Source organism: Actinoplanes regularis (genome assembly GCF_900188005.1).
Classification (GTDB): domain Bacteria; phylum Actinomycetota; class Actinomycetes; order Mycobacteriales; family Micromonosporaceae; genus Actinoplanes; species Actinoplanes regularis.
Map to the genome: position 1 here is coordinate 337,094 of NZ_FZNR01000006.1, position 13,423 is coordinate 350,516.

General features: G+C 72.0%; 11 protein-coding genes. 2 read left to right on the forward strand and 9 right to left on the reverse strand.

Translation table 11 applies throughout. The annotated features are described in order from the left end of the window. Nucleotides 1–19: 19 nt before the first annotated feature. The 6 genes from CHC09_RS19105 to CHC09_RS19130 form a co-directional block, all read right to left on the reverse strand. Nucleotides 20–1,096: a hypothetical protein gene (locus CHC09_RS19105; RefSeq protein ID WP_143232421.1), complete on the reverse strand. Its 1,077-nt coding sequence runs from the start codon at nt 1,094–1,096 to the stop codon at nt 20–22. Then, complete coding sequence (locus CHC09_RS19110) at nt 1,093–2,067, reverse strand: WxL protein peptidoglycan domain-containing protein (RefSeq protein WP_089294487.1); 975 nt, start codon at nt 2,065–2,067, stop codon at nt 1,093–1,095. The genes CHC09_RS19105 and CHC09_RS19110 overlap by 4 nt, the downstream gene beginning before the upstream one ends. Before the next feature lie 72 nt (nt 2,068–2,139). Continuing rightward, nucleotides 2,140–3,798 (reverse strand): WxL domain-containing protein, encoded by a 1,659-nt coding sequence (locus tag CHC09_RS19115; RefSeq protein ID WP_089294488.1) that lies wholly within the window; start codon nt 3,796–3,798, stop codon nt 2,140–2,142. A gap of 214 nt (nt 3,799–4,012) precedes the next feature. Next, entirely contained in the window at nt 4,013–5,389 is a 1,377-nt protein-coding gene (locus CHC09_RS19120) for an MmgE/PrpD family protein (protein ID WP_089294489.1), read from the reverse strand. Continuing rightward, complete coding sequence (locus CHC09_RS19125) at nt 5,386–6,153, reverse strand: cyclase family protein (RefSeq protein ID WP_203833336.1); 768 nt, start codon at nt 6,151–6,153, stop codon at nt 5,386–5,388. Before CHC09_RS19125 ends, CHC09_RS19120 begins: the two co-directional genes overlap by 4 nt. Then, on the reverse strand, nt 6,150–7,337 hold the full coding sequence (locus tag CHC09_RS19130) for a CaiB/BaiF CoA transferase family protein (protein ID WP_089294491.1): 1,188 nt from the start codon (nt 7,335–7,337) through the stop codon (nt 6,150–6,152). Before CHC09_RS19130 ends, CHC09_RS19125 begins: the two co-directional genes overlap by 4 nt. Before the next feature lie 75 nt (nt 7,338–7,412). Between CHC09_RS19130 and CHC09_RS19135 the strand changes: the two genes are divergently transcribed. Beyond that, entirely contained in the window at nt 7,413–8,855 is a 1,443-nt protein-coding gene (locus CHC09_RS19135) for a dihydroorotase (RefSeq protein WP_089294492.1), read from the forward strand. A gap of 21 nt (nt 8,856–8,876) precedes the next feature. Here CHC09_RS19135 and CHC09_RS19140 read toward each other — a convergent pair whose 3' ends face one another. Together CHC09_RS19140 and CHC09_RS19145 are read right to left on the reverse strand one after the other, a co-directional pair. Then, entirely contained in the window at nt 8,877–9,389 is a 513-nt protein-coding gene (locus CHC09_RS19140; protein WP_089294493.1) for a hypothetical protein, read from the reverse strand. Then, nucleotides 9,386–9,766: a DUF6915 family protein gene (locus tag CHC09_RS19145; RefSeq protein ID WP_089294494.1), complete on the reverse strand. Its 381-nt coding sequence runs from the start codon at nt 9,764–9,766 to the stop codon at nt 9,386–9,388. Before CHC09_RS19145 ends, CHC09_RS19140 begins: the two co-directional genes overlap by 4 nt. Before the next feature lie 248 nt (nt 9,767–10,014). On the opposite strand from CHC09_RS19145, the gene CHC09_RS19150 reads away from it, so the two are divergent. Then, entirely contained in the window at nt 10,015–11,337 is a 1,323-nt protein-coding gene (locus tag CHC09_RS19150) for a TolB family protein (RefSeq protein WP_089294495.1), read from the forward strand. Between the two features lie 67 nt (nt 11,338–11,404). Here CHC09_RS19150 and CHC09_RS19155 read toward each other — a convergent pair whose 3' ends face one another. Further along, nucleotides 11,405–13,378: an acyl-CoA dehydrogenase family protein gene (locus CHC09_RS19155; protein ID WP_089294496.1), complete on the reverse strand. Its 1,974-nt coding sequence runs from the start codon at nt 13,376–13,378 to the stop codon at nt 11,405–11,407. Nucleotides 13,379–13,423 lie beyond the last annotated feature (45 nt).

Sequence of the window (13,423 nt, forward strand, 5' to 3'; positions counted from 1 at the left end):
GATTCGCTCGCAAGCTCGCTCATGTGTCCTCCATCAGAGAGATGCCGCGCGGGTACCGGCGGGCGAGCACGTGGCCGAGGGCGTCCAGGTCGAGCACCGAATCGCTCGGCCCGGCTTGCTGACCGGTTCCGATCAGGTGGCGCAGCCCGTCCAGGCTGAGCTGGGCGCCGGCCCGCCCGTGCAGCCAGCGGGCGCCCGGCGCGTCGTCGAAGACCAGGTAGGCGCCGAGGCCGCCGAGCCGGACCACGGCCGGCAGCATGGCGTCCCCCGGGTTCGCGTGCCGCAGCTCCCGCCGCCGCAGCAGGCGCCGCAGCACCCCCCAGGTGATCAGCAGGGCGCCGGCGATGTTGATCAGGGCCAGGCCCCAGGGGTACGCGTTGTAGGTCATCCGGACCCCGGCGAGCCCACCGACGTCCGCGGTGACCACGTACCGCCCGAAAGCGAAGAGCGGGATGTCGACCGGGACGGTGAAGGTACGGCTCTGCCCGGGGCCGAGGCCGGTGACCTGCTCGGTGTGGAAGACGTTGTCGTCGCCGCCCCCGCCGAGCCGCGCCTGGAGGGTGGCGCCGACCAGGGTGGACGGGGTCGGGTTGCGGACCGTGAAGGTGAGTTCGAGGTGTTCCGGGGCGCCGAACCAGGCGGCCGCGGTCCGCCCGCTCAGGTGGTGGTCCTGCAGCTCCAGCTCGTGCACCGGGGCGGTCGCGGCCGGCAGCGCGCCGGTGGCGTGCCCGGTGACGGTCAGCGGCAGGTTGACCGGGCCGCCGGTCTCGCCCTGCACCCCGGCGATGTGCACCACGCACGGGCAGGCCGCGGGCGGGTCGCCGACCTGCAGGTCCACGACGAAGGTCCCGTCGGTGCGGACCGGCGTGGCCAGCGCCGCGCGCATGTCGCAGGCGGCCGAGCCGCTCAGACCACCCGCGCCGCAGGTGACGAGCTGCAGCAGCCGGCCGGGCTCCCAGCCCTCGCCGGTGACCCGGAGGACGTCGCCGGGCCTCGCGCCGGCCCGCGACAGGTGGGCGACCTGGCCGCCGGCCCGCGCCGGTGCCGCGGGCAACCCCATGAAGACGGCCGCGACCAGGCAGATCGCCGTTCTCATCCGGCCGCCACCAGGGCGCGAGGCCGCGGCGACCGACTGCGGAGGCGGCGACGAAGCCGCCACCAGACAAAGAGGATCAGGATCGCCGGTACGGCCAGAGCGGTCCAGGAGATCACAGGAGTGCGCTTCGACCGGGCGGCGTAGACGTCGCCGTCCGAGCGCACGGTCACCCGGGTGGTGACCACGTCGAACGGCCAGATCCCGCTGGTCCGGGCGGTGAACGTGCCGTCCGCCCCGGGGACCATGTCGCTGGCGGGCGCGGACCCGGTCGCGCTGATCCGGTGTCCGAACAGGCCGGTCACCTTTATCTCGGCCGTCGGCACCAGGTGCACGTTGCCGATGTTGGCGACCCGGTACTCCAGGTCACCGCGGGTCCCGACCGGCAGCAGCGGTGCGCCGATGTCGACGCTCAGGTCCCGCACGCTCAGCCCGGGCAGGACGGTGCCGGCGACCCGCAGGTAGACCCGGGCGGCGACGGCGCGCTGCACCCGGACCGCGGCACCGTCCGCGTCCGCGATCGCACCCGGCTGGGCCTCCATGGCGAGGATCCCGCCGACGTGGTCGCCGGGGGTGGCGTTCTTCGGCACGGTGATGGTGAACGGGATGTCGGCGCTGGTGCGCGCGGGCACCTCGACGGTGGTGACCTGGGACGTGACCCAGGAGCCGAGGTCCGCCTGCTTCTCGTCGCGGGACCGGAACGCGAACCCGCCGTTGTGCGGGGTGTTGTAGGCGTCCGCGCCGTAGATCAGGAACGACCTGGGTCCGGTGGTGAGGTTGCTGACCCGTACCGATTCCCGGAGCGTCTGGCCGGCCGGGGCGTCCAGGAAGAACATCAGCCGCGGGGTGGGACCGGGGTTCCTGGCCGGGGTCGGCGTCACCGACCACTCGCCGTTGCCGGCGGCCACGGCCGGCGTGGCCGGCAGCAGGATCGCGCCGATCGTCAGGGCGAGAACAGCCGCGAGGGTACGCATGATCTTCCTTCCCCTGTTCAGAAGGGGGTGGGTGGAGGCGGTGGCGGCCGCCCCCACCTTCTCGGGTGCGACTCAGCCCAGGGTGAGGGTGAGCGTGGCCGCGTACGTGCCGGCGAAGAGGTTCGCCGGCACCGCGAGGGACAGGTCACCGGCCGCGTCGAACGAGCCGCCGGTCAGGGCGGTCACGCCGTCCGGGCCGGAGCAGATCGTCGCGCCGTCGCCGCCGAGCGAGACCCCGGCGTCACCGGCCACGGCCGTGACGGCGTTGGTCGCCCCGGCGTGGGCGGTGCAGGACGGCGTCACGGTGAGCGCGCTCGCCGGGATGGCGCCGCCCGGCACACCGGTGAAGTCGGTGACCTTCGCGGTGAGACTCCACGGGTAGGTGCTGCCGCGGAAGTCGGTCACGTTGATCGTCGGCAGGCCGGCCGTCGCGGTCTGCGCCGCGCCGTTCAGCGTGATCCCGGAGAACGTGATGGTGCTGGTGCCGCTGCCCCGGGACATCGACAGCGAGCCGGCGGTCACGGTCTGCGAGAGCTGGAAGGTCAGACCGCAGTTGCTGCCCGTGGGCGCCGTGCAGGCGTCCGCGGACATGCTCCACGCCGAGAGCGCGTAGAGGCTGCCGGACAGGGCGCCGAGGTACGCGGTCGCCTTGTCGTTCACCGTGAACGCCGCGGAGAACGACCCGTCCGTCGCGGCCGTGGCGGTGACCGCCGGGTCCGCGGTGGCCGGGGGCGGCGGCGCGCCGGTGAGGGCCTGGTAGCCGTTCACCCTGATGCTGCTGCCCGGGTTCCAGTCGGTGCCCTTGACGGTCGTCGTCGTGCCGGCGCCGCCCGCCGCGGGCGTGAGGGTGATCTTCGGGGTGCCGAGGATCGTGACGACCACCTGCACCGCGCTGGTGCCGTCGGAGATGACCAGGGTCCGTTTGCCGGTGGTGGCCCCGGTCGGCACGGTCAGCGTTCCGGTGCCGGCGCCGGTCGCGTCGGTGCTGCCGGTGCCGCTGCCCTCACCCGTGCCGGCTCCGGTGCTGTCCTTCAGCTGGGCCGTCAGCGTGGCACTGGCGGCGAGCCCGGAGACCTTGAAACTGATCGTGTTGCCGGCGCGGGCCGAGTCGATCACCGTCTGACCGGTGATCCCGGTGATCGAGGCGCCGCCGTCGAAGACGGTGACCGCCTGCACGATCGTGGTGTCCACCGGCGCCGCCTTGTGGTCCCGGTCCCCCTCCGCCGAGCAGTACGTGGACGCCGTGGAGTTGGCGAACTTGACCTGCTTGACGGTGAGGGTGGCGCTGCCCGCCGGACCGGCCGCGAACGTGCCGGTCGCGGTGAAGCCGCCGAGCTTGGCGTAGGCCGCGGTGGCCGCCGCCGGGTAGTTGGGCTGGTTGAGGGTGACCGTGCCGGTCTGGGACCCGGAGATCCCGACCGTCACGACCACCGGCACCGACTTCGCGTCGAGCGGAACCGGGCCGTTGGTGGTTCCCGCCGCGGCGGTGAGCGACACGGTCACCGTTTGCCCGGGCGCCGGCGTGGCCGGTGACTGGGTGAGCGTGAACGTGTCGGCCCAGGTGCTCGGCGAGGAGCCGACGCCGGTGTCGCTGAAATAGATCCGGCATCCGAGGGAATTGGCGGTCGGCCCGTACGCGGCGGCGGGCGTCTGGACGGCCACGACGGCCCCCAGTGCGGCGATCATCGCGCCGGCCGCCACGGCCAGAGCCTTTCGGGTGATGCGTTTCATTGTGGTGCCGCGTCCCCTCTGTCAGGTGATGCGCCGCCGCTGTTCCCAGCCGCGGCGCGGTGGCGCGCGGTACGCATCCGGCCCTTCCGTGTTTCCCATCGGGAAACGCTGTTCTCCTTCTGCGTGGGATCTATAAACTCAGTCACAGACCGGTGATGTCAAGCCTCCAGCCAGCCATATTTCACCAGGCGATACACCGTTTCCCGGATTCGCGTCAGGCTGGAAACAGCGCGGAAACCGGCCCGCCGCCCACGAGCGCCCGCACCGCCTTCTCCAGAACCTCCACATCGGAGGCGGCGAGCGCCCGGCCTGCGTTCCCGGTGAACTTCGCCGTCACCTCGGCGGCACTCAGCGGATGGCCGGGGCCGCCACGGGAGCTCGCCACGCGATGCTCCAGGAGCTCTCCGCTCCTGGTCCGCACGCGCAGCACGCCGGCGAACGCGCGGGGGAACACGGCCGTGGCGGCGGGGTCGGCGCGGACCTCGACCCGGGCCGCGAGCTCGAGGCGCTCCGGGGTCAGCTCGGTGAAGTCGTCCAGGCCGACACCGAGCCCGGTGCCGCCGGTCAGCGCGACGGCCAGGGTGTACGGCCCGGAGAACTTCGCGTGATAGCCGCTGCGCGGGCGCGCCTTCTCCTCCGGTGGCTCCGCGATCGTACGCAGCACCGGCTCGGCGACCCCCAGCTCCACAGCCGCGATCTCGCCCGGCTCCAGGCCGGCCGCGCGCAGCGCGAGGGCGCAGTCGATCCCGGCGTGCGTGAAGTGGTTCGACGGGTACGGCTTGAAGACCGTCCGCAGCAGCTCCCAGTCGTCACCGAGCCCGCTCGTGACCGCCCCGGGGTCGAAGCGGCCGGTGTGCGCGGTGAAGAACCCGAACCGTCCCTCCAGGACGGTCGGCGGGCCGGTCAGGCCCTCGGCCGCCAGGGTCGCCGCGACCACACCGGAGTGCGCCGCCCAGCCGCAGTGGGTGCGCTTCACCGAGCCGCCGGTCCGGTTCGCCTCCAGGACACCGGCACCCATCGAGGCGGCGATCCCGATCGCGTCGGCGATCCCCGCCGGGCCCAGGCCGTAGAGCCGGGCCACCGCGACCGCTGCCCCGATCGTGCCGCAGATCGAGGTGGCGTGCTGACCGCGCTCGAAGTACAGGTTGGCCCCGGTCTCCGGATCACAACCGGCCATGCCGAGGCGGTTGGTCACCTCGATGCCGGCCGCGATCGCCGCGATCAGGTCGCCCTCCGCCCCGGCCTGGGCCGCGGCGAGCGCGGCGGGCACCACCGAGGCACTGGGATGCAGCACGGACGGCAGGTGGGTGTCGTCGAAATCCAGGGAGTGGGCGAGGACGCCGTTGACGAAGGCGGCGTTCGGCGCGGGCAGCCGCTCGCCGGAGCCGAGCACGCTCGCCTCGGGGACGCCGCCCCAGCGCCGCATCGTGGCGAGCGCGGCCGGTGCGGCGTCCGCGCCGGGCTCCGCGTGGGCGGCGAGCGCGTTCCCGAGCACGTCGAGCACCCGCTCCGGCACGTCCGCCCGGACCGTCTCCGGGGGATCGACGGTCGCCGCGAACTCGCCGAGGATCCGCGCCAGCGGCGCCGTCACGGCACCACCGCCAGCGGCCGGACCGGGGAGCCGGTAGCGCCCACCAGCCGGAGCGGGGCCAGGATGAACTGGAACTCCTTGATCCCGGCGTCGGCCAGCTCACTCAGCAGCATCGTCTCCACGATGTTGATGCCGGCCTCGACCAGCAGGATCCGGTGCACGGGCAGGTTCGCGTGGCCGGCGCCCGGTGCGATCCGCTCGTAGGCGATCGTCTCCGCACCGGTGACGGCCACACCCCGCCCCACGAGCCAGCGCGCGGCCTCCGGGCCTGGACCGGGGACTCCATCGGTCGTACCGAGGAAGTCCGCTCCGGCGCCGAACCGCCGCGACCACCCGGTGCCCACCAGCACCGCGTCTCCGGGGTTGATCTCGAGGTCGCCGGCGGCGGCCTCGAGATCGCCCGCCGTGACCTCGTAGCCCGCCGGCAGGATCTCGGCACCGTGCAGGGCCGCGACGTCGAGGAAGATCCCCCGGCCGACGTACGGCGGGAACTCGTCGATGCCGAGCCGCGCGAACCCGGCGTCGGACTGCACGTCGGCCGCGACGACGCCGCCGTGCAGCAGCCCGTCCTGGGAGACGTGCGCGAGCGCGTCGACGTGTGTGCCCACGTGCGTGCCGAGGACCAGGATGTCGCTGGCGGCCGAGCCGCCGCCCGCGCGGACCATGTCGCCGTGCCGCCGGACCAGGGCGTGCTGGTAGGCGGGGTGGTTCGGCGACTGTGGCATGCCCCGCCGCATGGGCTGGGCAAGGTCGAAGACCTTCAAATGACTCCTCGTTCCCTCATCGCGGCCCGCGCCTCCTCGTCGTAGCCGAGGCCGGCGAGCACGTCGTCGGTGTCGGCGCCGCGTTCCCGGCCGGTCCAGCGGATCCGGCCGGGGGTGCGCGACATGCGGTACAACGGGCCGGGCATGCGCACCGGACCGAGGACCGGGTCGTGCGCGGTCGTCACGGAATCGCGCGCCCGGAACTGCGGATCCTCGAAGACGTCCGCGATGTCGTAGACCGGGGCGATCGCGGCCTGCGCGCCCTCGAACGCCGCGGTGACCTCGGCGAGGTCGCGTTCCCGGATCCAGCCGCCGACCGCCTCGTCCAGGACATCGGCGTGCCCGGCCCGGCCCGCGCCGGTGGCGAACCACGGCTCCTCGATCAGCTCGGGGCGGCCGACCAGCTTCAGCACCCGCTCGGCGACGGCCTGCGCACTGGTGGAGATCGCGACCCAGCGCCCGTCGGCGGTGCGGTAGGTGTTGCGCGGGGCGTTGTTGACCGAGCGGTTGCCGGTGCGCCGCTGCACGACGCCCAACTGGTCGTAGACCATGGCCTGCATGCCGAGCACGGTCAGCATCGGCTCGACGATGGCCAGGTCGATCACCTGGCCCGGCTGGTCACGCACGTCACGCTCGTAGAGCGCGGTCATGATCGCCTGGGCGCAGGTGAGCGCGCTGATGCCGTCGGCGAGGCCGAACGGGGGCAGGGTGGGCGGTCCGTCCGGCTCTCCGGTGATCGCGGCGAACCCGCTCATCGCCTCGGCGAGGGTGCCGAAGCCGGGGCGGTGCGAATACGGCCCGGACTGCCCGTACGTCGTGACCCGGGCGACGACGAGCTTCGGGTTGTCCCGCTGGAGCACGTCCGGGCCCAGTCCCCAGCGCTCCAGTGTGCCGGGGCGGAAGTTCTCGATCAGCACGTCGGCGGTCTTGAGCAGGGCCCTGGCGACCGCGGCACCCTCGGCGTGACCGAGGTCGAGCGTGACGGTGCGCTTGTTGCGGCCGAGCATGGTCCACCAGAGCGGGACGCCGTCCTTGGCCGGCCCGTGCCCGCGCGCCGGGTCGCCCTTGGCCGGGTGCTCGATCTTCACCACGTCGGCGCCGTAGTCCCCGAGGATCGTCGCCGCGAGCGGGCCGGCGAAGAGCGTGGACGCGTCGACGACGGTCAGGCCTGTCAAGGCGGTCATGCCCCACACTAACCGCCCTGTTCCTCTCAAGGAAACCCCGTTACTGTGTGCGAAACGCTTCCTGGGAGGTTTCCGATGAGCCGCTACGACCTGCTGGTACGCGGGGGCATCCTGGTCGTCCCCTACGTCGGGACGCTCCGGGCGGACCTGGCCGTCGCGGACGGCCGGGTCGCGGCGATCGCCGCGGAGATCCCCGCCTCGGAAGCCGCCTCGGTCGTCGACGCGACCGGCCGCCTGGTCTTCCCCGGCGCCGTCGACGCCCACTTCCACCTCGGGATCTACCGCCCACTGGCGGTCGACGCGATCGAGGAGACCCGGTCCTCACTGGTCGGCGGGGCGACCACGGTGCTGTCCTACTTCCGCACCGGCCAGCACTACCTGAACAAAACCGGCCCCTACGCGTCGATCCTGCCCGAGGTGCTGGACGCCGTCGGCGGTCACGCGTGGACCGACTACGGCTTCCACCTGGCTCCGATGGACACCGCCCAGGTCCACGAGATCCCGGCGCTGGTCGGCGAGCACGGGATCAGCTCGTTCAAGTACTACATGTTCTACAAGGGCTTCAATCTCTCCGCCGACTCCCGGGACGCCAAGGCGTTCACCATGAGCGACGAGTACGACCTCGGCCACCTCTACCAGCTGATGGAGGCTGTCTCCGCCGCCGGCGCGGGCGCGGACCGCCGGGTCTCCCTGTCGCTGCACTGCGAGCAGGCCGAGCTCATGCGCCTGTTCATCGACCGGGTCCGCGCGGCCGGCGACCCGCAGACGCTGAAGGCCTACTCGGACGCCCGCCCGCCGCTGACCGAGCGGGTCGCCATCGGCGAGGCCACCACCCTGGCCCGCGCCACCGGCTGCGCGGTGAACCTGCTGCACCTGTCCTCGGGCGAGGCGCTCGTCGCCGCCCGCGAGGCCCGCCTCGCGATGCCCGAACTGGACATGCGCTTCGAGGTCACCCTGCACCACCTGTGCCTCAACCACGACGACCTCGACGGCCCGGGCGGTCTCGGCGGTCTCGGCGGCAAGGTCAACCCGCCGATCCGCGGCCACGCGGACACCGAGGCGCTGTGGGCCGGCGTCCTGGACGGCACGGTGAACTGGGTCGCCTCCGACCACGCCTGCTGCCTCGAGCAGGAGAAGGGCGACCAGCTGTGGCCGGCCCTGCCCGGCTTCGGCGGCACGGCCCTGCTCTACCCGATCCTGCTGAGCGAGGGCATGCACAAGCGCGGCCTCTCACCCACCCGCGTCGCGGAGCTGGCCTCGGCGAACCCGGCGCGGGCCTACGGCCTGGACGGGCGCAAGGGCAACCTGCTGGTCGGGTACGACGCCGACCTCACGATCGTCGACCCGGACCTGGAGCAGGAGGTGACGACCGGCCTGCTCCTCTCGGGCCAGGACCACTGCCCGTTCGAGGGCCGCAAGGTCCGCGGCTGGCCGGTCGCCACGATCGTCCGCGGCCACCTGGCCTACGAGAACGGCAAGGTCCTCGGCACCCCCCAGGGTCGCTTCCTCTCCCGCTGATCGCCGTCCGCTTCCCCCGGCTCAGTCGTGTGAGTAGAAGTCGACGGTGATGCCGGACGATCGGATCGTCACTTTGGCGTGATCGCCGAACGCCTCCAGGAGCACGTCCTCGAAAGCACACGAGTCGAGCGCGTCCGCGAGCGCCTTGACCCGCTCGAACCGGTCCACGTCCGGGCCCACGTAGCTGCCGGGAATCGGCACGCGGTTCGGCCAGTTGCCGCTGTACTTCCATGCACCGATCGAAGGGTGGCCCCTGCGGGCGTGGACCTCGTACTCGTAGGGGTCCTCGACGTCATCCGGGTCCGGGTCGTCCACGGTCAGGAACCACGGCGAGCAGACTTCGAAGACGCAGGGATCGCCGTCGTTGAAGTAGGGCGTGTACTGCATCCAGCCGAACGCCTTGATCGACGAGTCGTCGAGCACGGCCCGCAGCAGCGGTTCCAGGTCGGACAGCGGCCTCTGCTTGACACGCTGATGCCCCGGGGTGATCCGGCCCTCGACCGGGATGCCGAGGAAGTTGACGTGGCCGCTCATGCGGATCCTCCTTGCAGCAGGTGGGACAGCGGGAGTTCCTTGCGCTGCGCGCCGGACATCCACGGCTTGATGGGCATGCCGGCGATGTAGTCGGCGGGTGAGGGCAGCCAGCCCAGGTCCTCGATGACGTGGCGTTCGGCGATGAGCCGGACCGGGATCTCGACGGTCCCGTGACCGCTGCTCTTCGGCACGGTGATGGTGCGACCGAAGACACGCTGGCAGAGCCAGACGCCCGCGGTGTGGTGATACATGGAACGGTGCCGGACGTCTCCGATGATTTCCTTCGATGAATCTATGAACTCCTCGATCTCGATATAATCCTCAGGACTTCCACCCCACTTCCGGGCGGCCGAGACAGCGTGGTGGTAGGAATTCATGACGCCACCTCCGATTCGTCGGGATCGAGCCCGAAAGACTCACCAGACCTGCGCGGACGTACGTTTCGGCAGCAGGATCGGAGACACCTTCCGGGTGCGCAGAATAGCGGCCGGCATCAGCGGTCACGGATGGACCCCGGGCGGGAAGTCGATACCTCCCCGCCACGGGGCGATTACAGCACGTTGACGATCATCGCTATCCTCTCCCGAGGTGTCGCCGGCCGGGCGACCTTGCGGAAGGTGGATACATGAGACGGTTCGCACGAGAACGCACGATCGTCGCGGCGGCCGTGCTGGCGGCCTCGACCGGTGCGCTGCTCGGCGAAGGGAATGCGGCCGCCGCGGCGGACGGCACCACGCTGCGGGTGTCCGTCGCCCGGGACGGCAGCCCCGCCAACGATCCCTCGGTGGCGCAGTTCATCAGCGCCGACGGCCGGTCGGTGGCGTTCGTCTCCGCCGCCTCGAACCTCGTCACCGGCAGGACCGACCGGACCCGGACCGACGTGTTCGTCCGGGATCCGGACGCCGCCACGACCGTCCTGGCCTCGGTGGCGGCCGACGGGACGGCCGGCGACCGCGAGTCCCGGTCGCCGTCGCTGAGCGCCGACGGCCGCTACGTCGCGTTCCAGTCCGCCGCCACCAACCTCGTCGCCGGTGACACCAACGACCAGACCGACATCTTCGTGCGCGACCTGCTGGCCGGCGTCACGACGAGGGTCTCGGTGGCCGGCTCCGGCGCACAGGCCGACGGCTTCTCGCAGGCCCCGTCGATCAGCGCCGACGGCCGCTACGTCGCCTTCGTGTCCCGGGCGTCGAACCTGGTGCCGGGCGGCAGCACGTCGGTCACCGCCGACGTCTACGTCCACGATCGGGAGTCCGGGACCACCACCCGGGTCTCCGTCCCGGCCGTGGACGCCATCGAGCAGTACAACACCGGGCAGCCGACGATCAGCCCGGACGGCCAGTTCGTCGTCTACGTGTCGGACTCGCCCCGGCAGGTGGCCGACGACACCAACCGCAGGTCGGACGTCATCCTCTACGACCGGCAGGCGGACACCCGTTCCCGGATCTCGGTGGCCGCCGGTGGCGTCCAGGGCAACGGGTCGTCCTCCGACCCCACGATCAGTGCTGACAACCGGTACGTCGGCTTCGCCTCCAGCAGCACCAACCTGGTCGCCGGGGACACCAACCGCAAGACCGACGTGTTCGTCTACGACCGGCAGCTGGGCCGGCCGGTGCGCGTCTCGATGTCCAGCCAGGCGGTCGAGGCCGACGGCGAGTCGGGCAGCCCGGCGATCAGCGCCGAGGGCCGGTACGTGACCTACGCGTCCACGGCGTCGAACCTGGTCGAGGGCGACACCAACAACGGCGGCGACGTGTTCGTCACCGACCTGTCGACCGGTACGACCGAGCGCGTGACGGTCTCCGACAGCGGCGCACAGGTCAACGCGTCCGTCACCGCGCCGCCGTCGATCAGCGGCGACGGCCGGTCGGTGGTCTTCACCTCCAACGCACCGGGGCTGACCCCGCACAACGCCGTCGGGCACCAGGTCTACCTGCGCCGGCGCTGAGAGATCGGTTGACCTTCGCAAGCCCTGGCCCTGAACAGTGTCTCTACTGTTCAGGGCCAGGGCTTGGTCAGCCGGTCGTCAGCCGCGCGTCCTCGTCGGCCATCGCCTCCTGGCGGCCCGGCTCCTCGCGCAGGATCGCGGCGTTCAGCCACTCGTCCGGGATCGCGAACGCGTCCACCAGCGTCCGCAGGTGCGGGCGCAGCTCCTTCAGCAGGTCGTTGATGACCGCGGTGATCGCCTTGGACCGGGCCGGGGTCAGCCGGCCGTGCTCCAGGAACCAGCCCCGGTCCGCCTCGATGACGGTCAGTGCGTACAGGTCGCAGACCCGGTCGAGCAGCGCCCTCGCTCCCGGGTCGGTGGCCCGCTCGACGCCGGCGACGAATGCCTCCAGGGTGATCCGGTCGATGTGGGCGGTCGCGGTCTTCAGGACGTGGTCCTGGACGTCGTTGAAGATGTCGAAGGGCCGGTCCTTCTTGCTGGCGGCGCCGTTACGCAGGCGCAGGATGGCGCCCTCCAGCACGTGCTTCTCCCGGTCCTCGAACATGGTCAGGTGCCAGCCCCGGTCGGTGACCGCGACCTCCTCGTCCCGGCCGGGGACCGCGCTGACCAGCCGCTGGATCAGGCTCCGGGCCGCCGTGCGCTCCAGGACCATCTCGCGGACCTGCTCGGCCACGAACGTCGCCCGGCCCCAGCCGTCGAGCGAGCCGAACGCGTCCCGATAACCGGTGAGCAGGCCCTTCGCGACCAGTTGGAGCAGCACCGTGTTGTCGCCCTCGAACGTGGTGAACACGTCGGTGTCGGCCTTCAACGCGGGCAGCCGGTTCTCCGACAGGTAGCCGGCCCCGCCGCAGGCCTCCCGGCACATCTGGATGGTGTGGGTGGCGTGCCAGGTCTGCGCGGCCTTCAGGCCGGCGGCGCGGGACTCCAGTTCCCGCTGCCGGTGCTCGTCGACCGGCCCGGCGCCGCTCTGCACGTCGGTGAGGGTGCCGACCAGCTCCTCCTGGGCGAAGGCGTACGCGTAGGCCGTGGCCAGCGCCGGCAGAAGTTTGCGCTGGTGCGCGAGGTAGTCGTTGAGCAGCACCTCACGCTCGTCACCGGGAACGCCGAACTGGCGGCGGTTGTCGCCGTAACGGACCGCGATGGTCAGCGCCGCCCGGGTGGCCGCCGACGCCGCGCCACCGACCGTGACCCGGCCGCGGACCAGGGTGCCGAGCATGGTGAAGAAGCGCCGGGTGTCGTTCTCGATCGGGCTGGAGTACGTGCCGTCCGCGGCGACCTGGCCGTACCGGTCGAGCAGCATGTCCCGGGGCACGGTCACGTGGTCGAAGCTGATCCGGCCGTTGTCGACGCCGAGCAGGCCGGCCTTGTGCCCCGCGTCGCCGAGCGTGACACCCGGCATCGGGTTGCCGTCGGCGTCCCGGATCGGCACCAGCCAGGCGTGCACGCCGCGACCGCGGCCGCCGGTGATCAGCTGGGCGAAGACCACCGCCATCCGGCCGTCGCGCGCCGCGTTGCCGATGTAGTCCTTGCGGGCCGCCTGGTGCGGGGTGTGCAGGTCGAAGGTTCCGGATTCCGGGTCGTACGTGCAGGTGGTTCGCAGTTTCTGCACGTCCGAGCCATGCCCGGTCTCGGTCATCGCGAAGCAGCCCATGATCTCGGCGGAGATGATGCCTCGCAGGTACGCCTCGTGGTGCCGCTCGGTGCCGAGCGCGACCACGGCGCCGCCGAACAGGCCCCACTGCACGCCGGCCTTCACCATCAGGGACAGGTCCGCGTACGCGAGCATCTCGGCCGCCACCACCGACGCGCCCGGATCGTCGGATCCGCCGTACGCCCGGGGGAACGCCGCCGCGACGCCGATGTCGGTGGGAATCTGCCTGATCATGCGGGAGATCCGGTCCCGCGCCTGGTCCGTCGTCTCGCCGTGGACCGCGGCGAAGCCGGCCTTGCCGAGCTCGTCGCGCACCGCTTGCCGGATGTGGGCCCACCGTCCGTCGAGGACGTCCTGCAGCCGGGCCGGGTCGATGGAGTCGCCGATCATGGTTGAAGCTAATCACGCGTTCAGCTTCTCCGCTGTGTGGCCGAC